The organism is Sphingobium sp. TB-6 (assembly GCF_012927365.1).
Classification (GTDB): domain Bacteria; phylum Pseudomonadota; class Alphaproteobacteria; order Sphingomonadales; family Sphingomonadaceae; genus Sphingobium.
Map to the genome: position 1 here is coordinate 61,243 of NZ_JABBGL010000003.1, position 21,477 is coordinate 82,719.

19 protein-coding genes are annotated in these 21,477 nt (G+C 65.5%); 8 read left to right on the forward strand and 11 right to left on the reverse strand.

The genetic code is table 11. The features are described from left to right. Nucleotides 1-74: 74 nt before the first annotated feature. The gene (locus tag HHL26_RS05580; RefSeq protein WP_066560203.1) at nt 75-1,265 is read right to left on the reverse strand and encodes an ABC transporter permease; all 1,191 of its coding nucleotides are present in this window, start codon (nt 1,263-1,265) and stop codon (nt 75-77) included. Then, on the reverse strand, nt 1,262-2,218 hold the full coding sequence (locus tag HHL26_RS05585) for an ATP-binding cassette domain-containing protein (RefSeq protein ID WP_066561990.1): 957 nt from the start codon (nt 2,216-2,218) through the stop codon (nt 1,262-1,264). The genes HHL26_RS05580 and HHL26_RS05585 overlap by 4 nt, the downstream gene beginning before the upstream one ends. Nucleotides 2,219-2,240: 22 nt before the next feature. On the opposite strand from HHL26_RS05585, the gene queG reads away from it, so the two are divergent. Then, nucleotides 2,241-3,284 carry a tRNA epoxyqueuosine(34) reductase QueG gene (queG, locus tag HHL26_RS05590; RefSeq protein ID WP_066560200.1) on the forward strand — a complete coding sequence of 348 codons (1,044 nt, stop codon included), beginning with the start codon at nt 2,241-2,243 and terminating at the stop codon, nt 3,282-3,284. A gap of 68 nt (nt 3,285-3,352) precedes the next feature. Here the strand turns inward: queG and HHL26_RS05595 are convergent, their stop codons facing one another. Beyond that, nucleotides 3,353-3,739, reverse strand: a complete 387-nt coding sequence (locus HHL26_RS05595; RefSeq protein ID WP_066560197.1) for a hypothetical protein — start codon at nt 3,737-3,739, stop codon at nt 3,353-3,355. Beyond that, nucleotides 3,736-4,416, reverse strand: coding sequence for an EI24 domain-containing protein (locus HHL26_RS05600; protein ID WP_066560195.1), 681 nt, complete (start codon nt 4,414-4,416; stop codon nt 3,736-3,738). The genes HHL26_RS05595 and HHL26_RS05600 overlap by 4 nt, the downstream gene beginning before the upstream one ends. Before the next feature lie 110 nt (nt 4,417-4,526). Between HHL26_RS05600 and HHL26_RS05605 the strand changes: the two genes are divergently transcribed. Continuing rightward, the gene (locus HHL26_RS05605; RefSeq protein ID WP_066560193.1) at nt 4,527-5,528 is read left to right on the forward strand and encodes an adenosine kinase; all 1,002 of its coding nucleotides are present in this window, start codon (nt 4,527-4,529) and stop codon (nt 5,526-5,528) included. A 57-nt stretch (nt 5,529-5,585) separates the two neighbouring features. Here HHL26_RS05605 and HHL26_RS05610 read toward each other — a convergent pair whose 3' ends face one another. The 3 genes from HHL26_RS05610 to tsaD all read right to left on the reverse strand — a co-directional run bounded on the left by HHL26_RS05610 (nt 5,586) and on the right by tsaD (nt 9,191). Further along, complete coding sequence (locus tag HHL26_RS05610) at nt 5,586-7,085, reverse strand: lipopolysaccharide biosynthesis protein (protein ID WP_066560190.1); 1,500 nt, start codon at nt 7,083-7,085, stop codon at nt 5,586-5,588. An 86-nt stretch (nt 7,086-7,171) separates the two neighbouring features. Beyond that, nucleotides 7,172-8,143: an NAD(P)H-dependent glycerol-3-phosphate dehydrogenase gene (locus HHL26_RS05615; protein WP_066560188.1), complete on the reverse strand. Its 972-nt coding sequence runs from the start codon at nt 8,141-8,143 to the stop codon at nt 7,172-7,174. Nucleotides 8,144-8,156: 13 nt separating this feature from the next. After that, entirely contained in the window at nt 8,157-9,191 is a 1,035-nt protein-coding gene (gene tsaD, locus HHL26_RS05620) for a tRNA (adenosine(37)-N6)-threonylcarbamoyltransferase complex transferase subunit TsaD (protein WP_066561989.1), read from the reverse strand. A gap of 45 nt (nt 9,192-9,236) precedes the next feature. Here tsaD and hemC point away from each other — a divergent pair, with 45 nt between their 5' ends. From hemC to HHL26_RS05640, 4 genes are all read left to right on the forward strand, one after another. Beyond that, nucleotides 9,237-10,163, forward strand: coding sequence for a hydroxymethylbilane synthase (gene hemC / locus HHL26_RS05625; RefSeq protein WP_066560186.1), 927 nt, complete (start codon nt 9,237-9,239; stop codon nt 10,161-10,163). Then, a complete protein-coding gene (locus tag HHL26_RS05630) occupies nt 10,160-10,828 on the forward strand; it encodes a uroporphyrinogen-III synthase (protein ID WP_066560183.1) in 669 nt (222 codons plus the stop codon). Before hemC ends, HHL26_RS05630 begins: the two co-directional genes overlap by 4 nt. 10 nt (nt 10,829-10,838) lie before the next feature. Continuing rightward, nucleotides 10,839-11,753: a hypothetical protein gene (locus tag HHL26_RS05635; protein ID WP_066560182.1), complete on the forward strand. Its 915-nt coding sequence runs from the start codon at nt 10,839-10,841 to the stop codon at nt 11,751-11,753. A gap of 123 nt (nt 11,754-11,876) precedes the next feature. Further along, nucleotides 11,877-12,626, forward strand: a complete 750-nt coding sequence (locus HHL26_RS05640; protein ID WP_066561987.1) for an alpha/beta fold hydrolase — start codon at nt 11,877-11,879, stop codon at nt 12,624-12,626. Nucleotides 12,627-12,808: 182 nt separating this feature from the next. On the opposite strand, the gene HHL26_RS05645 is transcribed toward HHL26_RS05640, so the two are convergent. The 3 genes from HHL26_RS05645 to HHL26_RS05655 all read right to left on the reverse strand — a co-directional run bounded on the left by HHL26_RS05645 (nt 12,809) and on the right by HHL26_RS05655 (nt 17,098). Next, nucleotides 12,809-15,493 carry a TonB-dependent receptor gene (locus tag HHL26_RS05645; protein ID WP_066560181.1) on the reverse strand — a complete coding sequence of 895 codons (2,685 nt, stop codon included), beginning with the start codon at nt 15,491-15,493 and terminating at the stop codon, nt 12,809-12,811. A gap of 105 nt (nt 15,494-15,598) precedes the next feature. Next, nucleotides 15,599-16,303: a 2OG-Fe(II) oxygenase gene (locus HHL26_RS05650; protein ID WP_066560175.1), complete on the reverse strand. Its 705-nt coding sequence runs from the start codon at nt 16,301-16,303 to the stop codon at nt 15,599-15,601. A gap of 24 nt (nt 16,304-16,327) precedes the next feature. After that, the gene (locus HHL26_RS05655) at nt 16,328-17,098 is read right to left on the reverse strand and encodes a methyltransferase domain-containing protein (protein ID WP_066560167.1); all 771 of its coding nucleotides are present in this window, start codon (nt 17,096-17,098) and stop codon (nt 16,328-16,330) included. 128 nt (nt 17,099-17,226) lie between these two features. Between HHL26_RS05655 and pip the strand changes: the two genes are divergently transcribed. After that, the gene (gene pip, locus HHL26_RS05660) at nt 17,227-18,180 is read left to right on the forward strand and encodes a prolyl aminopeptidase (protein ID WP_066560162.1); all 954 of its coding nucleotides are present in this window, start codon (nt 17,227-17,229) and stop codon (nt 18,178-18,180) included. Nucleotides 18,181-18,182: 2 nt separating this feature from the next. Further along, nucleotides 18,183-18,509, forward strand: coding sequence for a hypothetical protein (locus HHL26_RS05665; protein ID WP_066561985.1), 327 nt, complete (start codon nt 18,183-18,185; stop codon nt 18,507-18,509). Between the two features lie 759 nt (nt 18,510-19,268). Here the strand turns inward: HHL26_RS05665 and uvrB are convergent. Beyond that, complete coding sequence (gene uvrB, locus HHL26_RS05670) at nt 19,269-21,452, reverse strand: excinuclease ABC subunit UvrB (RefSeq protein WP_066560159.1); 2,184 nt, start codon at nt 21,450-21,452, stop codon at nt 19,269-19,271. Nucleotides 21,453-21,477 lie beyond the last annotated feature (25 nt).

The following is a 21,477-nucleotide window of genomic DNA, read 5'->3' on the forward strand; positions in this document are numbered from 1 at the left end:
CCCTCTCTCCTTGTGCTGGGCCTTTTTGCTTCAAACCTCGAACGCGCCATTCATGAGTTTACGGCCTAGCAGGTTCAGCCTGTCGCGCTTCTGAATAGCTGTTTCCACCAGCCCCCGCCCGATTTCAGCACATGGCGGCGGAACAGCAGGACGCCGATGCGGATGATCAGGCCGACCCAGAGCATCTGCCAGGCAATGGCGAGCAGATGGGGCCAGATCGCGTCCACCTGCGCCGCCCGCGCGATCATCGCGAAGGGGGAGGAGAAGGGCAGGATCACGGCGGCGATCTCCGGCGGCGATCCCATCTTGTCGACCGCATAGGTGGCGAAGAAGAAGATCAGCATCTGCCCCATGGTCACGGGCATGTTGAGCGTCTGCACTTCGCGTACCGTAGCCGCCTGCGCGCCGATCCCCAGGAACAGCGAGCCCAGCAGCGTATAGGCCATGGCGAAATAGATGACGGCGAGCATCAGGAAGACCGGCCAGCCGATCGCGGGAACGGGCAGGCTGACGCCGGGCGTCTTTAGTGCCAGGAACACGCAGAAGGCGGTGCCGCCCCAGAACAGGATACCGACGAAGCTCATCGCCAGCATCGCCATCAACTTGCCCAGGAAGATCGCGTCGACCGGCACGGCGGCGGCCAGAATCTCGATGATCTTGTTCGTCTTTTCCTCGACCAGATTGGACAGGATCATGCCTGCGAGCAGGATCGTCAGGAAGAAGATCACGATCTGGGCGATCCGTCCGATCACCAACCTGCCCTGGGTCTGCGCGCCGACGCTGGTCGCGACCTGCCGCGACTCGACATGCACCATATGCAGCGACTGTTCGGCCAGCGCGGCGCTGGCGAGCAGGCTGATATCGCCCTCCAGACGCTGAATATCCTGTGGTTGGCCGGTCATCACCGGCTGGGCGGGGGAACCGGACACGATCACCATGACATCGGCATTCGCCTTCGCCAGTTGAACGCGTGGAACGGGCGTCAGCGGCACGCGGCGCAGCACCGGCAGCGCTTGCGGCCCCATGCGTTCGGCCAGCCGGGCATGGGCGCGCTGCATCCGCGCCGTATCGGCGGGCGACATGGCGATGCCCACGACCGGGCGGAGATCGGTGGTGGAAATCCGGTCGCCCAAGCCGCCGAACGCCATACCGATGACGATCGGGAAAAGCGGGCCGAGCAGGAAGAAGATGAAGGTGCGGGACAGCACGACGGCGGTGAAATCCCGCCGGGCAATAACGAAGGCGGCGCGCATCATTTCGGTCATGCCGCTTCCTCCCGCGCCTGATCGTCCTGCATTTGCCGCGCCGCCGCTTCACCGGCGATGGCGACGAAAGCGTCGTGCAGGCCGGGACGCTCGATCGACAGGCTTTCTATCCCGGCATTGCTGTCGAGCAGGGCGCGGAGCAATGGTTCGATGCCGTCCTTCGGCAGGGCGAAATGCCATGTCCCGTCTTCCGCCAGGGTTTCGGCGGGCAAGGCGCGGCGCCAGCCGCCGTCGCTGGCGCGGGTGCGGAGGCGGACTTGCGGGCGGAGACGGTTGCGGGCATCGTCCACCGTGCCTTCGAAGCGGACGCGGCCGCCCGCGACGATGGCGACACGCTCGCACAGCCGTTCGGCATGGGCGATGACATGGGTGGAAAAGAGCACCGTCACGCCGCGCCGGGCCTGATCGCGGATCAGCACCTCCAACTTGCCCTGGTTGAAGGCGTCGAGGCCGGAAAAGGGCTCGTCCAGCACGATAAGGCGCGGTTCGTGGATGATCGTGCCGAAAAGTTGGACGGTCTGGGCCATGCCCTTCGACAACTGACGGATCGGCTTTTCGGTCGAGGCGCCCATGCCGTAATCGGCCAGCATGGCGCGGGCGCGCTCCCGCCCGGTCTTGAGCGGCAGGCCGCGCAGAGCACCCATGAAGGCGACTGCCTCGAACGCCTTCATGGAGGGGTAAAGGCCGCGTTCTTCAGGCAGATAGCCGACATTGCGGGCCTGACGCAGCGGAACGGGATCGCCCAACAGGCTGCGCACCCCTTCATCCGGGTCGATGATGCCGAGCAGGGTTCTGAGCAGCGTCGTCTTGCCCGCGCCATTGGGGCCAAGAATGCCGTAGATCGAACCGGCGGGCACCGCGATGTCGATGCCGTCCACCGCCCGGAAATTGCCGAATGTCTTGACAAGACCATGGCCTTCAACGGCATAGGTCGGTTGAGGAGCCCCGATCATCGGCCTCTGATAGTCGCATCGCATGCCAACGCAAAACGAAACATTGGAAGAACGGCTTAAGGCCGAAGCGTTGCGGTTGGGCTTTGCCGCCTGCGCCATCGCGCCCGCCGATGCCGCGCCGCGTTCGGCCAAGAGATTGCGCCAATGGCTGGACGCCGGGCATCATGGCGGGATGCTGTGGATGGAGGAGCGCGCGGGGCAGCGCGGATCGCCGCAAGGGCTGTGGCCCGAAGTGCGCAGCGTCATCATGCTGGGGATGAGTTATGCGCCGGGACGCGATCCGCTGGCCCTGGCTGATGTCGGGGACCGGGGACGGATTTCGGTCTATGCGCAGGGGCGCGACTATCATGACGTGGTCAAGAAGGGGCTGAAGGCGCTCGCCCGCTGGCTGGTCGAGCAGCAGCCGAGCGCGCTCAAGGTCTTTGTCGATACCGCGCCGGTGATGGAAAAGCCGCTGGCGCAGGCGGCGGGGCTGGGCTGGCAGGGGAAACACAGCAACCTCGTCAGCCAGGCGCACGGCAGTTGGCTGTTCCTGGGGGCGATCTACAGCGAGATTGCGCTGGTCCCGGATGCGCCGGAGACGGACCATTGCGGCAGTTGTACAGCCTGTCAGGCCGCCTGTCCGACCGCTGCCTTTCCCGCGCCCTATGTGGTCGATGCGCGGCGGTGCATTTCCTATCTCACCATCGAGCATAAGGGGCCGATTCCGGAGGAGTTCCGGGCGGCGATCGGCAACCGCATTTACGGCTGCGACGATTGTCTGGCGGTGTGTCCGTGGAACAAGTTCGCGGATGCCGCCGCGGCAAACCGGGCTTTTATCGGGCGGGCGGAGCTGGCGGCGCCGGAACTGGGCGATCTGCTGGCGCTGGACGATGCGGGCTTTCGCGAGATTTTTTCCGGTTCACCAATCAAGCGGATCGGACGGAACCGGATGGTGCGCAACGCCGCCATCGCGGCGGGGAACAGCGGCGACAAGCGGCTGATTGAGCGGTTGCGGCCGCTGACCGGGGATGAAGACCCGGTGGTGGCGGAGGCTGCGCGTTGGGCGCTGGAGCGGTTGGGCTAGGGCTTCCTGTTCAGATGGAAATGTGCCCCTGCCTTCGCAGGAACACCTCATGCTTCATGCCGCGCTCATTATTTCGCCTGGAGCGCCGCCGAACAACTCACCGGATCGATGTCCGTGCCCGTCGGCGTGCGGGCATCGACATGGGTGACGAGCGGTTCCTTCCCCTGCGGCGGGACGTAGAGATAGGCGTCGAGCACGCAGCGGCCATTGGCGAATTGCAGCTTGCGCATGGTGCTTTCGCGGATGTCGAGCCGGGGCTGGCCAAACATCTGGATCAGATGCCGGGCGTCGGTTCCAATCAGCGGGCCGGGGCGGGTGAAGGCGCTGGCCGGGGGACCGGCGGGTGGCCGGGCGATCTGGGTCGCGGGGGGCGGCACGACGCCTCCGCAAGCGGTGAGGGTCGATGAAAGGGCTGCCACAAGCGTCAAACGAGGGGCCAGATGGGGGCGTTTCATGGCATTTTCCTTCGGGCACCGTGCAGCATGTGGACTGCCATAGCCGCGCTCCAGATCGGTGCAAGCAGGTTGAGGATCGGCACAAGGAACAGAAGCGCCGAGACGAGGCCCATCAGCCACCGGCTGCCGCGCGGGATAGGCGGCAGGTCGGGGTGGCGCGGCTCGACCATGTCGGCCAGGTCGCGGCCGAGCAGGGTGGCGTTGAGGATCAGGAACAGGCCGATGGTGCCGACGCCCGTCACCAGCAGCAGCGCATAGGCGGGCAGCGCGAGAAGGTTCCAGCCAATGGTGCGCAGGAGGGAGCGCAGGGCGGAATGGAGGCTGCGCCCCCAGCCGACCGGGCGGGCGCGGGCGGCGGCTTGCGGGTAGCTGTCGCGCTCCACCGCGACGATGATGTCGTCGGCAAAGAGGTTCATGATCGCCATGGCGGTGGCGCGGAACAACAGCCAGGCGGCTGCGATCATCGCAAGGGCGGTGGCCGTCGCTTCGGCCAGCCCGCCCCATCCCATGCCCCCGTCCCAGCCGAAATGCAGGCGGGCGGCGTGGATGCCGCTCCACAGCGCGATGGCGAGGATCGCGAAGGCAAGCAGGGTCAGCAGCAACGTCTTAAGCAGCAGCCGAAGCGCGGCGCCGTGAAAGATCGAAGGGAAGGCGCGAAGGGCGGCGGCGAGGACCATGACGCAGCTATTCCGCGCCCTCTGCCGCCCGTCAATCAGTCCGTTGCGCGGGGCCGCAAGGATAGGTAGAGACGGCGGGATTTTCCCCCCTCATTCACGAAGGATTTTGCGTGACCGCTGCTGCCCCCACGCTTGATGTTGTCGCAATCGGCAACGCCATTGTCGACGTGCTCGCCCGGAGCGATGACGCTTTCCTGGCCGAACATGCGCTGACCAAGGGCGGCATGCAGCTTATCGACGCGGAAACCGCGGAGAGCCTTTATGCCGATATGGGCGCGGGCAAGGAGATCAGCGGCGGGTCGGCGGCGAACACGCTGGCGGGGCTGGCGGCGCTGGGCAAGAAATGCGGCTTCATCGGGCAGGTCAATGAGGACCAGTTGGGCGCGGTCTTCGCGCATGACGTGCGGGCGCTCGGCATCCGCTACGACACGCCGGTGATGCAGGGCGATGTGCCGACGGCGCGCTGCCTGATCCTGGTGACGCCGGACGCGCAGCGGACGATGAACACCTTTTTGGGGGCGTCGCAGTTTCTGCCTGAGGCGGCGCTGGATCTCGACCTGATCCGTTCGGCTTCGATCCTCTACCTGGAAGGCTATCTCTGGGATCCGGAGCAGCCGCGGGCGGCGATGCGCGCAGCGATCGACGCGGCGCGGGGCGCGGGGCGGAAGGTCGCCTTCACCCTGTCCGACAATTTCGTGATCGACCGGCATCGGGCCGACTTCCTCGACCTGATCGACCAGGGGCTGATCGACATCCTCTTTTCCAATGAGGGGGAAATTCAGTCGCTGGCGCAGGTCGACGATTTCGAGAAGGCGGTGGCTGCCATCGCGGCCAAGGTGCCGGTGCTGGTGTCGACGCGCAGCGAAAAGGGCGCGATCGCGGTGGTCGACGGCATGCGCTACGAAGCCTTTGCGGCGCCGGTGGCCGAGGTGATCGACACGACCGGGGCGGGCGATCTGTTCGCGGCGGGCTTCCTTGCCGGTCATCTGGAGGGGCTGGAGGTCGACAAGTGCCTGAAACTGGGCGCGGCGGCGGCGGCCGAGGTGATCTCGCACTGGGGCGCGCGGCCCGAAGAGGATCTGCAGGCGATCCGGGCGAAGGCGCTGGGGTGAGTTGGGAGGGCCGGGCGGAAGTCCGGCCTTTTTAAGTTGTAGTTTAACGGGGCGGGCTTAGGCAGCCGCCTTCTGCTTCCTGAACAGCGCCCGATCGTCAGGGCCGAAGCCCCAGCGCCAGATGACGAAGCCGTACACCCCAAGGATCGTGAAGACGCCGAAGACCAGTTCCACCCATTCGAACTGGGGTGGCAGCGCGACGAAGGCGGCGCCGACGATGCAGGCGACGCCGGAAGCGCTGAGCAGCGGCCAGCGCCAGGCATTGATCTTGGCGCCGAGCAAGCGGGAGAGCAGCCAAGCCTTGACAAGAGCGCTGACGCCGAGCGCTATGCTGAGCGCAAGGGCGGGCGCGGCGGCGACGGCCATATCCTGGAAGCCGAGGCGGCGGGCCAGGAAGATCAGCGCGAAGCTGAGCGCAGCCTGCAAACCGATCATCAGCAGCGAGATCATCAGATTGCGATGGCGGGCGATATAGACCAACGCGGATTCGCTGACGACGGCGGTGGCGGCGACGACTTCGGCCAGCAGCAGGAAGGCGAGCGCGCCGGTGCCGCCGACGAAATGGGGGCCGACAAGGCCCATGACCGCTTCGCCGGGGATGCCCAGCGCCAGCGCAATGCCCGCCTGCGCGGCGATGATCCAGAAGCCGACCTGGCTGACCTGCTTGGCGATGGCGGTGAGATTGCCCTCCGCCAGATTGCGGGTGATGACAGGCCCCAGGATCGGGTCGAAGCTGGTTTTCAGCTTTTGCGGCAGAGAGGCAACCTGCTGAGCGACATAATAGATGCCGACCACGGCAGGACTTACGAACAGGCCGAGGATCGCCATGTCGAGGCGGCGGGAACCCCATTCGACGCCGTCGGCGGCCGCGAGGGGCAGGTTGCGGCGCGCCAACCGCCAGAGCCGGCCGAAATCCGGGCGCCACCCATAGGGAATGCCGTAATGGCGGGTCATCGGAATGATCGAGGCGACCATCGCGGCGATCATCGAGACGACATAGGACAGGATCAGGCCGTCGCGGGTCGAATAAAAGGCGAAGGCGAAGGCGCCGATGCTGATCGCCCAGGGCTCGATGATAGAACGCGCGCGGACGGTGGCGCCGATGTCGAAGCGATAGGCGCAGGCGGCAAGCGCCACGTCGGACCCGGCCACCGCGATCACGATCAGGGCGAGCAGGCGATCAAGACCGTTGATGCCGCTGTTCGGGAACATCGCTTGCGGAAAGGCGACGAGGAGCGCGCTGCCGATAAGGGACGCGATCAGCGTCACCAGCATCGCGTCGGTGACGACATGGCCGTGCGGGCGTTCGGTTTGCGCCAGCGCTCCCGCCAGGCCGCGTTTCAGGCCAAGGGTCGCGAGCTGGGCGACGAACTCCACCACGAGCACGGCATAGGCGAAGCGGCCCAGCGCATCGGCGCCATACCAGCGGCCCGCGATGAACAGGAAGGGCAAGCGCGCGGCGAGGCGGAGCAGGAAACCGAACACATTGGTCCGTCCGCCCTTGGCGAGCGCGGCAATATCATCCTGCTGCGCGGGAGAGGCCCCTTCAACCGGCAACGAACTATGGTCCCCCTGTGGCGTCAATGCTGTGGCGTCATTTTGTGGAGCCGGACTGTAGCAATATCTGGAAAGAGCGCGAGTTTTTATTCGGCGCGCAACGGACGGGCGAGCAGCGCGTCCATCACTTGAGCCAGCGGCGCGGCGTCTTCGAGCAGGGCGCAGACGGCTTCGACCACCGGCATTTCGACCTTTGCCGCGCGGGCTGCTTCGCGCAGGACCGGGGCGGTGAACGCGCCTTCCGCTACGGTCCGGCGGTTGGAGAGCAGATCCTTGGCTGACTGGCCCTCGCCCAAGCCCTTGCCGAGCGAGAAGTTGCGGCTGTTGGTCGAGGAGCAGGTGAGGACGAGATCGCCCAGGCCCGAGAGGCCCGCAAGGGTCTCCGCGCGGGCGCCCCTCGCGAGGCCGAAGCGGGTCATTTCGGCAAAACCCCGGCTGATGAGGGAGGCGCGGGCGTTGAGGCCCAGACCTGCACCCTCCGCGACGCCGCAGGCGATGGCGAGAACATTCTTTACCGCGCCGCCGATCTCCGCGCCGACCACATCATCGGAGAGATAGGGGCGAAAGGCCGGGCGGGCGATGCGGGCAGCGATCTTCGCGGCGAGATCGGCGTCGGCGCAGGCCAACGTGATCGCGGTGGGAAGACCCTTCGCCACCTCATGGGCAAAAGTCGGGCCGGACAGGACGGCGACGGGGGACGTGGGCTGCGCTTGTTGCGCGACTTCGGACATGAGCAGACTGGTGCCCGCCTCGATGCCCTTGGAGCAGAGGATGAGCGGGGTGCCCGCGGGAGCCTGCGCCACGACAGCGCGCAGATGCTGGGCCGGGCTGACGATCAGCAACATGTCCCGGTCGGCCATGGCGCCCAAGTCGCCAGTGGCTTCGATCGAGGCGCTGAGCGGGATATTGGGCAGATAGAGCGGGTTCTGCCGGTCCTTGTTGACCGCCTCCACCACTTCGGGTTCCAGCGCCCAGAGGCGGACATGCCGGCCATCCGTAGCCAGGGTTTGGGCGAGCGCGGTGCCCCATGCGCCTGCTCCGATAACACCGGCCTTCATGCTTTCACACCCTTCATGCTTTGACCCCGGCGCCGCGCGCTTTTTCGGCGCTGGGGTCGAGCGGCCAGCGCGGGCGGGCCGGGACGGTCAAATCGTCGATCAGGCCTGCCGCATAGCGCTCCGCCCCCGCCCAGGCGATCATCGCGGCATTGTCCGTGCAGAGCCAGAGCGGCGGGGCGACGAACGGCAAGTCATATTTGGCGGCGAGCGCTTCGAGAGCGGCGCGGATCGACTGGTTGGCGGCGACGCCCCCCGCAACGACGAGAGCGGTGATGCCCTGACGCTCGGCAAGCTGCTTTTCGGTGCGGTCGATCAGGCAATCGATCACCGCCTGCTGGAAGCTCGCGGCGATATCTTCCGTCGAATATTGGCCGGATTGGGCGGCGCGCATGACCGCGCTTTTCAGGCCCGCGAAGGAGAAATGCGGTTCCGCCGTGCCGACGAGGGGGCGTGGAAGCGGGACGGCTTTGGGGTTGCCCAGCGCAGCGGCCTTTTCGACCGCCGGGCCGCCGGGATAACCGAGACCGAGCAGTTTCGCCGTCTTGTCGAAGGCTTCGCCGCTGGCGTCGTCGATGGTGGTGGCGAGGCGAGCATAATCGCCGGGGCCGCGCACCTGGAGGAGCTGGCAATGGCCGCCGGACACCAGCAGCAGCAGATAGGGGAATTGGAGGCTGGGGTCCGCGAGGCGCGGCGAAAGGGCGTGGCCTTCGAGGTGATTGACCGCGATCAGGGGCTTGTTCGCCGCATGGGCGAGCGCCTTGCCGGTGACGAGGCCGACCATCACGCCGCCGATCAGGCCGGGACCGGCTGTCGCGGCGATCACGTCGACATCGTTCAGGGTGAGGTTCGCGTCCTTGAGCGCCGCTTCGATCAGGGGCGCGAGCGCCTCGACATGGGCGCGGGCGGCGATTTCGGGGACAACGCCGCCATAGGGGCGATGCGCCTCCTCCTGCGTAGCGAGGCGGTGGGCGAGAATCCTGCCCTCCGCCGTCACCAGCGCCGCTGCGGTTTCGTCGCAGCTTGATTCCAGGCCAAGGATGATCGTCATTGCCGCTTCCATCTAATGTCCGCGGCCATTAGAGCAAGCGGGATCATGCAAAAGCCTTCCCGCCCCCTCCGCCTTGGCACCCGTGGTTCCCCGCTTGCGCTCGCGCAGGCGCATATGACGAGGGCGGCGCTGTGCGCACGCCACGGTTGGGATGAAGGTGCGGTCGAAATCGTCGTGGTGCAGACCAGCGGGGACCGTATTCAGGACCGGGCCTTGGCGGAGATCGGCGGCAAGGCATTGTGGACCAAGGAACTGGATCGGGCGCTGATCGCGGGCGAGATCGATTTTGCCGTGCACTCGATGAAGGATGTCGAGACGCTGCGACCGGCCGAGATTCGGATAGCGGCGATGCTGCCGCGTGCCGATGTACGGGATCGGCTGGTGGGCGCGGAGAGTTTCGAGGCGCTTCCCGAAAAGCCGGTGGTCGGCACCAGTTCGCCGCGCCGGGCGGCACAGGTGAAGCGGCTTCGCCCCGATGCGGAGGTCGTGCTGTTTCGCGGCAATGTGGCGACGCGGCTCGCCAAGCTGGCCAAGGGCGAAGCGCATGCGACCTTGCTGGCGGCGGCGGGGCTGGACCGGCTGGGCCAAAGCGATGTGGGCGTGACGATCCCGATTGACGTCATGCTGCCTGCGCCGTCGCAAGGGGCGGTGGGGATCGAGACGTTGAGCGACAATGCGGCCATGCTGGAATTGCTGGCGACGATCAGCGATGCGGATACGTTCGACTGCGTGATGGCGGAGCGGGCTGTGCTGGTCGGTTTGGGGGGCACATGCCATTCCCCGATTGCGGCGCTGGGGCGGCTGGAGGATGGGCGGATTCACCTGCGCGCCGAGATCATCAGCCCTGATGGGCAGGAAACAGTCGGGGATTCGCTGCGGATTGATCGGCGCGATGCCGCTGCTGCCGAAGCTATGGGGTGCCGCTTGCTGGAGCAGGCGAGTCCGGCGTTGCGCGCGCTGTTCGAGCCGTGAGGCCGCTCATCATCCTGCGGCCCGAGCCGGGCGCCGGCAAGACGGCCGAGCGGGCGGCGGAATTGGGGCTGGAGGCACGGATTGTTCCCCTGTTCGTGCCGCGGGCGCTGGATTGGGAGGCTCCTGCCGCAAGCCGCTTCGACGCCCTGTTGTTGACCAGCGCCAATGCAGCCCGGCTGGCGGGGGAACGGCTGGCCGATTATCGCAACCTGCCCGCTTATGCGGTGGGAAAAGCGACGGCGAAGGCGCTGGGGGAAGCGGGCTTTGCGCAGGTCGCCGCCGGGGATGGCGATGGCACCGCCATTGCGCGGCGGATCGCGGCGGACGGGCATGGCCATGTGCTGCATCTGGCCGGGCGGACGATCGCGCCGATCGATGAAGGGGCGCTACGGATCGAGCGTATCGCGGTTTATGAAATGCTGCGGATCGAGGATGACCGGCTGGCGGAGCGGCTGGAGGCCGACAGCATCCTGTTGGTCCATTCGCCACGCGCCGGGGAAGTGCTGGCGCAGCTTGTGGATCCGGAGCAGCGCGCCGCCCTGCACCTGATCGCGATCGGCCCGGCCGCGCTGACGGCCTGCGGCGACGGCTGGGCCAGCGCCCAGGCGCCCGATAAGCCCGATGATGAGAGGATGCTGGCCCTTGCCGTCCGATTATGCGAATGATTCGCCTCATATGGAAGACAGACCCTTGATGAGCGACACGGACGGCACGGTGGGCGGCGGCACGGTGGGCGGCGCGGCGGACGGCGTGGCAACGCCGCTCCCCGCACGGCGGCGTGGGCTCTGGATGCTGGTGCTGCTGGTCTTGCTCGCCTTTGCCGTCGGGGTGGTGCTGACCGTTCTGGCCCTGCCGAAAATCCAGCGATGGTACGCGCCGCAGCGGCAGGCGGCGCTGAGCGATCCGCTGCTCAACGCTGCGGGATCGGGCGTGCCGATGCGTCCGCTGTCCGCCGATGCCGGGCAAATGCTGGATGCGCGGGTGGTCCAACTGGAAGAGCGGCTCAACCGCATCGCCGTGGAGGCGCAGGCGGCTTCGGGCAATGCGGCGCGCGCGGAAGGCCTGTTGGTCGCCTTCGCGGCGCGGCGGGCGCTCGATAGCGGGACGCCGCTCGGCTATATTGAAGGGCAGTTGCGGCTGCGCTTCGGGCAGGCGCAGCCACGCGCCGTCGCGACCATCATCAACGCGGCGCGGGAGCCGGTGACCCTGGCCGATCTGCGCGCCGGGCTGACGGCGGTGGCTGATCAGGTGACGGTGCCGTCCGCCAATGCAAGCTGGTGGGAAGCGCTGGAGCATGAGGCTCGCGAGATCATCACCATTCACAAGGCGTCCACCCCCTCTCCCCGGCCGCAGGCGGCGCTGGACCGGGCGATCCGCTATCTGGACGGGTCGCGGGTCGGCGCGGCGCTGGCGGAGGTGGAACAAATGCCGGGACGGGCTGCGGCGGACCGCTGGATGCAATTTGCGCGCCGCTATCTGGAGGCGCGGCGGGCGCTCGACCTGATCGAGACGGCCGCGATCCTGGAGCCGCGCCAGTTGCGGGCGGCCGATGGCGTGCCTGTGGCGCAAACGTCTCCATTGGCGCCCTGACCCCGCTCAAAGCCGCTGTCACAAACGACGGACCGTTTGTCCTGGTGGATGAATTCCCATGGACTCGGGAGCTATTGTCATGAGAATGTCATTTTTCCTTTTGGAAAAAGGAAAGACATTTTCGTGCCGCCTTATGCCGACGTCATTGCCACCTTCTGGAGAGGCCGCCTGGCTAGCGGTCCGCGCGCGGCTGAACGGCCATCGCTCCAGCATCTGTTGGGCAATGCGTCAGTGCCTCTCGATCTGGCGCGGACGCGGGCGCAGGCCTCCAGCCTGGCGCGGGCGATCCGCGGCGACGGGCGGCAGGTTCTGCTGATCCCCGGACTGATGGCGGGCGAACAGCGGATGGAGCCGTTGCGCGCCGTGCTGAATGCGGCGGGTTATGAGGCGCATGGCTGGGGCATGGGCCGCAATTTCGGACCGAAACCTGACAGTCTGGAGCAGATCGACCGGCGGGTGGACGCCATCAGGCGGAAGACAGGCGCCCGGGTGACGCTGGTGGGCTGGAGCCTGGGCGGGCTGTTTGCGCGGGAATATGCGAAATTCGCCACCGCCAAGGTCGGCGGGGTGGTGACGATGGGCACGCCCTTTTCCGGCGACCCGCGCGCCAATCATGCCTGGCGTCTCTATCAGTTGGTGTCAGGCTTTCCGGTGGATCAGCCGCCCTTTGCCTGCAATCGCGAGGTCAAGCCGCCGGTGCCGACCGTGGCTTTGTGGTCGCAGCGCGATGGCGTGATTTTGCCTGAATGCGCCAAAGGGCGCGCCGGGGAGCGCGACCGGGCGATTGAGGTGGATTGCACGCATATGGGCTTTGCCGCCGCGCCGGAAGGGATTTTGGCTGTGGGCCAGGCCTTGGAAGTCATGCGGGGCTGAGGCGGCCTTTCCCTCTCCAAACCCCTCGGCGCGATTCAGGCCGCCGGTGCGGCCGGTTCCCTTTGCACCGTTCCGCCTGCCACATCCTTGATCAGCTTGATGACGGGGCGGCTTCATGCGGCGAACCCTTCCCGATCTGTCCTGACGATCATAACGGACCGGGCATGGGCGTCTTAAATCCGTCAGAAGAACAGCTTGCGGAAGCTGATCGTCACTGCTCGCCCGATCGGATCGAGATAGCCGGGCTGATAGCGCACCGGCGTCATCCCGGTCGCATCGGTCACGCTGCGCCGCTGGTTGAACAGATTGTCGATGCCGATGGACACCCGCGCGCCCCGCAGAAAGGGGTGCGCCTTCACCAATGAAGGCATCTGCCCCAGATTGGCGAACAGCCGCAAATCCACCGTCGCCAGACTGCCGAAGTCCAGCCGTGACGCCCCGCTCGTCGTTCCGCTCAGGGCGCCGTCGACATGGGTGCCGCTTTCCCAATCGACGCTCAATCGCGCGCCCAGGCCATTATTGGTATAGCCGACCCGCGCATTGAGTTCATGCCGCGGCTGCCCGCCCGACGATCCGGTGGCGTCGCCGTTCAGCAGGTCCAGCTCCGGCACGCCGGGCGCGATCAGGATGCTCTCGGTGAAATGCCAGGTGTGATAGAGGCTGAAGCTCAGCCGACCGCCGCCGCCGCCGCGCCCGCCGCCGCCGAAGCCGCCCGGCCCACCGAAGCCACCGCCCGGACCGCGCTGGCCGCCACCCCCTTGGCCACCGCGGCCGCTCTGATCTCCTTCGCCGCGTGGCCGGTCGCCGCCTTCCTGCCCCTGCGGCGGCTGACCAGCTTGACCACCACCGGGGCCGCGATTGCCGAACAGGCTACGCAGATCCTGCAATTCCTTGGGCCGTTCCTCGGGCTTCGCGCCTGCTGCGCGCCAGGCCTCGATCACCTTCTGGATGTGCGATTTCAGCGGAATGCTGAGGTCGAAGCCCCAGCGCAACTGCTCGCTCTGCGACCGCAGATAGTTGATGGGAAAAGCTCTGATCTCCGTCAACACACCGCCGTTGCGAACGAACTGGTCAGGAAAGGCCTCCTCGATTGCTGGTGACGGCGTCGGAAAGGCCGAAATCGGATTGGTCGTCCGGCTGTTGGTATAGGTTGCCGTCAGCGTCAGATTGGGCTTTTCGAATGGTTTGATATTCGCACTCAGCCGGAACTGGTCGCGTACGCTTTCCTTGAGATTGGGGTTACCGCGGCTGACCTGCGTGATGAATACCGTCTGTCCAGTTGCATAATCGAACACTGACACATTGGGCGTGCGGATTTCCGGATCGGTGATCTGCGTGCCCGTAGGCGCAGCGCGGTCCTGATTGGCGGACATCAGCAACTGCACGGCGGGCACCGGCCGCCAACGCATGCCGTAACCCAAGGTCGAAAGCGTGCCGAAGTCGGAATAATGCTGCGCCGCCGCGTTCACATTGACGCCGATGTCGCCCACTGCGCCCAGCACGCCCTTCGACCGGCTGGTGATCGGCAGGTCCAGGCTGATCTGCCCGCTGCCGATTTCCCGGTTGTAGCTGCTATTGCGCTCGACGCCCGAGCGGATCGACCGGCTATCGAAGCCATTGGCCGATCCACCCACGCGCACCGATGTCGTGACCGCCCCGGCGGGCAGGTCGAACAGCGGACCGGACAGCAGCAGGTCGCCGGTCACCGCTTTGGACTCAGCTTTCGCCCGGTCGATCGCCCGCGTCGAGAGAAGATCCGCCGAAAAGCCACCGAAGGGATCGGCGCCTGCATTGATCGCGCTCTGGATCGCGCCAGTATCGACGCCGCGATCGGTCGTGGTGCGGGTGTTGGAATAATCGCCATTGCCGGTGAAAGACCATTGCCAGCCCCCGCCCAGCAGCCCGCTCAGCGTCACGCCGACATGGCCGGTCGTGCCCTTGATCTGTTGCCCCAGCTCGCCCGCCTGACGCAGATAGCGATAGAAGCTCGTCGGCGTGGCGAAGGGCGAGAAGGGGTTGCCGGCCGGCAGGTCGAACGCCGCCGCCTGGAATCCTTGCAGGCTGTCATTGTCCGACAGCTCCAGCCGCCCGTTGATCGTCATCGATATCTTGCCCAGTGCGCGGGCCAGGGTGGCATTGGTAGCAAAGCTCTCGGTCGCCGGGCTGAGCGTGCGATGATGCGCCAGCTCGCCGCCGGTCATGCCGTTTTCCCCCACCAGGAAGGCGTCGAGGCCCGACTGTTGGTTGGCCCGTTCGCCCTGCACGGTCGGCACCACGCCGCGCTCGCTTTCCAGCAGCGATGCGGCGGTCTTGTACTGCATGTCGAGGGTGAAGCGATTGTCGCCCCGGATACGCAGCAGCCCGCCTTCCGCCGAGCCATTGTCGCGCCCGCCCTGCGTGGTCGTACCTGCGCGCAGGTCCATCGTCTCGGCGCGGAAACGCTGGCGCAGCACGATGTTCACGACCTTCTGCGTCGGCGCATAACCATAGTTCAGCGCGACCTGCTCCGGCAGGATGTCGACCCGCGCCACCGCTTCGGAGGGGATGTCCTGAATCTCCGAGAAGCTCGAAATCCGCTTGCCGTTGAGCAGGATCACCGGGCTGCCATTGGTCTGCGGCGCCAGTTCGGTGATCATCTCGGATATGGAGGTGACGCCCAGTGCCCGCACATCGGCGGGCGAAAGCTGCTGCTCCGGCTTGATGGTGCCGACTACCGCGCCTCGCTCGGGCTGGCCGGTGACGATGATTTCCTCGCTCTCGTCGATCTGCCCGGCTGGCCCTCTGGGCTCCTCAGTCTGCGCCATCAGCGCACCGGGCGCTGCACTCATCATCAACGGAAATATAAGATAGGCGAAGGAACGGCGCACTTGTCACCCCTGAAATTCAAGATCCTGAAGCCTCCCCTTTAGGGGGGAGTTGTCGCAAAATTCTGGCAATGCCCATAAAGATTTGTCGCAAAATGTAATCCGGCATCATGCCGCGTCATGAAAAATGATCCCTAATGTGTAACGCGCTCCGGACAGCAACCGGCTGACGCCATGGCGCATCTGCACTCGATGCACGCCTCTCGCACCGATCACCGGCCGCTCCCGAACCGGGAAGACCACCGCGTCACCCTGGGCCAGCGGAACCACCTCGGGCCGCGACTGCATGCGGGGTCGCTGCTCGGTCAGAACGAAAGCGCCGCCGGTAAAGTCGCGTTCCGGCTCCGACAACAGGATCGCCGTCTGCAGCGGAAAGACATGCGGGCCATAGACATCCTGATGCAGCGCGTTCCAGTCCCCCGCCTCATAGCGCAGCAGCAGCGGCGTCGCTTTGTCCTGTCCGGTGAGCGCGCCCGCCTTCAGAAAATCGGCATGGCGCGTGGGATAGATGTCGCCGCTCCCCAGCATCGCCGCCCAGCGATTGGCGACATCCGCCAGCGCCGGATAGAGCGCGTCCCGCAACGCCGCGACGGGCGCGGGCAGCGGATAGTCGAAATAGCGATAGCGCCCGCTGCCATAGCCATGTCGCGCCATCACCACTTCCTTGCGGAAGAGGTGCGGTTGCTCCCACAGCGCGATCATCTCCGCGCATTGATCGGGGGAGAGCAGGGCGGGCAGGCGCGCGGCGCCGTGACGGTCGAGATCGGACAGGTCCATGCCCGCCAGACTGACGCCGCCGCACCGCCCTGTCATCCCGCCTCTTGCGGTCAAAAGCCCTTATTTCGGTTTGCGGAAGCGGAACAGGAAGCGGTCCGTCTTGCCGCGAATGGCGGGGTCGAACACATTTTTGCTATGGTCGTCCTGCGGATTGGCGAGCAGCGGGCTTTCCGCCTCCAGCACGAACCCAGCCTTGGCGAAGTCCGCCTTGACCACGGCCGGATCAATCCGGTGCAGCTTGTCGACGATCGCCCGCGTGCCGCCCGCCGGCCCCGCATGGTCGATCACGCCGACGATCCCGCTCGGCTTTGTCGCGGCGTAGAGCGCCTTCACGAAGGCCGCCGGATCGGTGAAGGGAATGCCCATCTTCTCCGATTGCCAATAGAGGTCGTGATAATTGAGGTTGAGGATGGTGAAGTCGAAGCTGTTCGCGGGGGCGCCAAAACCCTCGAACGGATAGCTGACCCATTTCACTTCGGGTCGTCGCGCCTGCAGGGCCTGCCATTTCTGCTGGCTCTCGGGCTTGGTTGTGAACTGGCTGGGTTCAAAGCCCGTCACCTTGCCCTTGCGCCCCACCACATCGGCCATGATCTCCGCCCAATAGCCAGATCCGGTGACGATATCGGCCGCCTTCATGCCAGGCTTCAGTCCCAGAAAGGCGAGCGTTTCGGCCGGCTTGCGCCCTTCATCCAGCGCCTTGGCATCCGCCGGACGTTTGGGGTCGGCAATCGCTGCGGCATAATCGGGCGCCTTGGCCATGGCGGCAAGTGGGGCGGCGAGCGGCGTGGCAAGGGCCAGGCTGGCGCAGAAAAGGGCAAGGGTGGAACGCATCGGAATTCCTCCTGTCTGGATCGTGGCGGAAGATGCACCTGGGTTCGCGCGCGCTCAAGCGTCACTTGTCGAAGCGAACCGCGCGTCTGTCGATTGCATTGCCCGCCAGAGTTTCTACACCTTGACCCATGCGCACGCTCTACCCGCCGATCGAACCCTTCGCCTCCGGCCATCTCGACGTGGGGGACGGCCATCGCATCTATTGGGAACGCGCCGGAACGCCCGGCGCCAAGCCTGCCGTCTTCCTGCATGGCGGCCCTGGCGGCGGCATTTCGCCCGACCATCGCCGCCTGTTCGATCCGCGAAGCTACGACGTCCTCCTCTTCGACCAGCGCGGTTGTGGTCGTTCGACGCCCCATGCGGCGCTGGAGGCGAACACCAGCTGGCACCTCGTCGCGGACATCGAACGCCTGCGGGAGATGATGGGCATCGACCAATGGCTGGTCTTCGGCGGAAGCTGGGGTTCCACGCTGGCGCTGGCCTATGCCCAGACGCACCCCGAACGCGTGACCGAACTGGTGTTGCGCGGCATCTTCACCATCCGTCGCCAGGAGATCGACTGGTATTATCAGCAGGGCGCCAGCCGCATCTATCCCGACAAATGGGAACGCTTCGTCGCACCCATCCCGGCGGCGGAGCGCGGCGACCTGCTCCATGCCTATCGTCGCATCCTGACCGGCGACGACCGCGCCAAGCAGATCGCCGCAGCCAAGGCGTGGAGCGTCTGGGAAGGCGAAACCATCCGTCTGCTGCCGGATGACGCGCTCTCCGCCACCCATGAAGCCGATGACTTCGCACTCGCCTTCGCAAGAATCGAAAATCATTATTTCGTCCATGGCGGCTGGCTGGAGGAAGGCCAGCTTATTCGCGACGCGGCGAAACTGGCGGGCATTCCTGGCGTGATCGTACAGGGCCGCTACGACATGGCTTGCCCCGCCGAAACCGCCTGGGCGCTGCACCGGGCATGGCCGCAGGCGACATTCGAGATGATCGAAGGCGCGGGTCATGCGTTCAACGAACCCGGCATATTGGACGCGCTCATCCGGGCGACGGATGCATTTGCTCCCCCAGCGAAAGGATGAACATGCGCAATTGGATAGTGCTGGCCGGGATATTTGCCCTGACGGCTTGCGGCGAGAGCGGCGACCAGATCACTGCCGTCGACCAGCGCGCAGCCCCCGAAACCGGCGCAGCGGCTGAGGTCGCCAAGCTGGATGAAACGCAACGCAATGGCGTACTGGAGAGGGCCGTGCGGGCGTCCGGCGCGGCTTGCTCGACAGTCGCCCGGTCGGAACGAACCGAAGTGCGGCATGGAGTCATGGGCTGGAAAGCGGAGTGTGATAACGGCACCGCCCATCTGATCGAAATTCAGAGCGACGGCACCGCGAACGTCACCAGCCGCACGCATTGAAGGGGGGGGCGCTTCGAAGGAGGCGGGAAACGGCCTGTCGGCAAGCGACCATTTCACGCCGAAGTTCACAGTGTACGCGCGCGCGTGCCTGCGCGCGCGTATGCGTGGTGACGCGATTTGTCGGACGTTTCAAAGAGGGATGCGGGATAGACCCGGTGGCGCGGAATAGGACAGGTGCAATCCTGCCCCGTTGGAGAAATAGGATGTTTTTTGAGGGTTCTGTAGCCATTGGGCAACGCATGATCCTTAGCCAGTTCTCCACGTTCAGGATCGGATGATGGGAAGGAGGGTCTGAAAACGACCATTCATGGCCATTCGCTTCTTACGCTGCGCCGCCCGAAAGCGGCCTATCGGCTAGTAAATCGACGCCGGAGTTTTTCAGCGACTAAAACGGCCAGGACGGCAGGTAATCCGCCGACAAGACAGCCTATTGCAACCCAGAGTGCGAGCATGACAAGCATAACAGCGAACATGCCTAGATGCTCCCACGCCGACATTCTCCATGGCTGCATGAAGATCACGCCCAATACGTAGGAGAGCAAAAACGGTGAGCGGAAGCCGGGGCTGGGTTTTGACAGGATGCTTGCGCCAACAATCCACACGGCCGTAACGACCGCAGCGAGCGGAGTCAGCAGGAAGCCGGAGAAATCCATGGCCGTATTCTAGCGTCAGCTTTCTCTACTTTCCAGCATGTAAGCCGCCAGTCCGCCTTCCACCCATCCCAGTCATGTTACTCGCGTGCGGGGGCTCCTATGGCCTTTACCGCCCAAACTTCTTCTGCACCTTCCCGTAGCGTAATTTCCGCGTCCCCGGTTTTCCTTCGGTCGCGCGGCCCCTCGGCGCGGCCACCTGCTGCTCGGCGGGCAGGCCCAGTTCCTCCGCCTCCAGCTTGCGGATTTCGTCGCGGATACGGCCGGCTTCCTCGAATTCCAGATCCGCCGCGGCGGCGCGCATCTTCTTTTCGAGATCCTCGATATAGGCGCGGAGGTTGTGGCCGACCAAGTGCGGCCGGTCGTCCAGCCCCGTCTCCACCGTGACCTGATCCTTCGACGCGACATGGGCGATGATATCGCTGATATTGCGCTTGATCGTGGTCGGCGTGATGCCATGTTCGGCATTATATTCCATCTGCTTCTCGCGCCGCCGCGAGGTTTCGCCCAGCGCTCGTTCCATGCTGCCGGTGATCCGATCGGCATAGAGGATCACCCGTCCCTCGACGTTACGCGCCGCACGCCCGATGGTCTGGATCAGCGAGGTTTCGGAGCGCAAAAAGCCCTCCTTGTCCGCGTCCAATATCGCCACCAGCCCGCATTCGGGAATATCCAGCCCCTCGCGCAGCAGGTTGATGCCGATCAGCACGTCATAGACGCCCAGCCGCAAATCCCGGATCAGCTCGATGCGCTCCAGCGTCTCGACATCCGAATGCATGTAGCGGACCTTGATTCCCGCTTCATGCATGAACTCGGTCAGGTCCTCCGCCATCCGCTTGGTCAGCGTCGTGACCAGCGTGCGGTATCCCTGCGCCGCGACCTTGCGGCATTCGTTGATCAGGTCGTCCACCTGATCCTCCACCGGCTTGATCTCGACCGGCGGATCGATGAGCCCGGTCGGGCGAATGACTTGTTCGGAAAAGGTGCCCCCGGTCTGGTTCATCTCCCACGGCCCCGGCGTCGCGGACACGCTGACCGTCTGCGGCCGCATCGCGTCCCATTCGTTGAAGCGCAAAGGCCGGTTGTCGATGCAGCTCGGCAGGCGGAAGCCATATTCGGCGAGCGTGATCTTGCGCCGATGGTCGCCCCGCGCCATCGCGCCGATCTGCGGCACGGTCTGGTGGCTCTCATCCACGAACAGCAGCGCGTTTTCCGGCAGATATTCGAACAAGGTCGGCGGCGGCTCGCCCGGCAGGCGGCCGGTGAGGAAGCGCGAATAATTTTCGATCCCCGCGCAGGAGCCGGTCGCCGCGATCATCTCCAGATCGAAATTGGTCCGCTGCTCCAGCCGCTGCGCCTCCAGCAGCTTGCCCTCGCTGGTCAGCTCCTTCAGCCGCTCCGCCAGTTCGAAGCGGATCGCCTCCATCGCCTGCTTAAGCGTCGGCCCCGGCGTGACGTGGTGCGAATTGGGAAAGACCTTCACATAGTCCAGCGACGCGATCTTCTTGCCCGTCAGCGGATCGAACTCGACAATCTCCTCAATCTCATTGCCGAAGAAGCTGACTCGCCACGCCGTATCCTCATAGTGCGAGGGGAAAATCTCCAGATTGTCCCCCTTCACCCGGAAATTGCCGCGGGCAAAGGCCGCGTCGTTGCGCTTGTACTGGAGCGCCACCAGCTTGCGGATGATCTCGCGCTGGTCCTCGATCCCGCCCTTCTTTAGTCCGAAGGTCATGGCCGAATAGGTTTCGACCGATCCGATGCCGTAAAGACAGGACACCGACGCCACGATCAGCACATCGTCCCGCTCCATCAGGGCGCGGGTGGCCGAATGGCGCATCCGGTCGATCGCCTCGTTGACCGAGCTTTCCTTCTCGATATAGGTGTCCGACCGCGCCACATAGGCCTCGGGCTGGTAATAATCATAATAGCTGACGAAATATTCGACCGCATTTTCGGGGAAGAAACTTTTGAACTCCCCATAAAGCTGCGCGGCGAGAATCTTGTTCGGCGCCAGCACCAGAGCGGGCCGCTGCAACGCCTCGATCACCTTCGCCATGGTGAAGGTCTTGCCGGAGCCGGTGACGCCCAGCAGCACCTGATCCTTCTCGCCCGCCAGCGCGGTTTCCACCAGTTCGGCAATGGCGGTCGGCTGGTCGCCCGACGGTTCATAATCGGAAACCAGCTTGAACGGCCGCCCACCCTCGCTCTTTTCCGGACGCGCGGGGCGGTGGGGGACGAAGCCTTCGCCGGTCTCCGGCTCGTCCAGCGTGGTGCGGATTTGAATTGTCATCGCGCCTTGATATGGTCCCGCCCCA

Coding starts and splice junctions, on each gene's coding strand:
- uvrB (WP_066560159.1), bottom strand. CDS start 21,452: ATGACAATTCAAATCCGCACCACGCTGGACGAGCCGGAGACCGGCGAA.
- HHL26_RS05585 (WP_066561990.1), bottom strand. CDS start 2,218: ATGATCGGGGCTCCTCAACCGACCTATGCCGTTGAAGGCCATGGTCTT.
- HHL26_RS05600 (WP_066560195.1), bottom strand. CDS start 4,416: ATGGTCCTCGCCGCCGCCCTTCGCGCCTTCCCTTCGATCTTTCACGGC.
- HHL26_RS05615 (WP_066560188.1), bottom strand. CDS start 8,143: ATGAAGGCCGGTGTTATCGGAGCAGGCGCATGGGGCACCGCGCTCGCC.
- HHL26_RS05595 (WP_066560197.1), bottom strand. CDS start 3,739: ATGAAACGCCCCCATCTGGCCCCTCGTTTGACGCTTGTGGCAGCCCTT.
- tsaD (WP_066561989.1), bottom strand. CDS start 9,191: ATGACGATCATCCTTGGCCTGGAATCAAGCTGCGACGAAACCGCAGCG.
- HHL26_RS05655 (WP_066560167.1), bottom strand. CDS start 17,098: ATGCGTTCCACCCTTGCCCTTTTCTGCGCCAGCCTGGCCCTTGCCACG.
- pip (WP_066560162.1), top strand. CDS start 17,227: ATGCGCACGCTCTACCCGCCGATCGAACCCTTCGCCTCCGGCCATCTC.
- queG (WP_066560200.1), top strand. CDS start 2,241: ATGCCAACGCAAAACGAAACATTGGAAGAACGGCTTAAGGCCGAAGCG.
- HHL26_RS05665 (WP_066561985.1), top strand. CDS start 18,183: ATGCGCAATTGGATAGTGCTGGCCGGGATATTTGCCCTGACGGCTTGC.
- hemC (WP_066560186.1), top strand. CDS start 9,237: ATGCAAAAGCCTTCCCGCCCCCTCCGCCTTGGCACCCGTGGTTCCCCG.
- HHL26_RS05650 (WP_066560175.1), bottom strand. CDS start 16,303: ATGACAGGGCGGTGCGGCGGCGTCAGTCTGGCGGGCATGGACCTGTCC.
- HHL26_RS05580 (WP_066560203.1), bottom strand. CDS start 1,265: ATGACCGAAATGATGCGCGCCGCCTTCGTTATTGCCCGGCGGGATTTC.
- HHL26_RS05635 (WP_066560182.1), top strand. CDS start 10,839: ATGGAAGACAGACCCTTGATGAGCGACACGGACGGCACGGTGGGCGGC.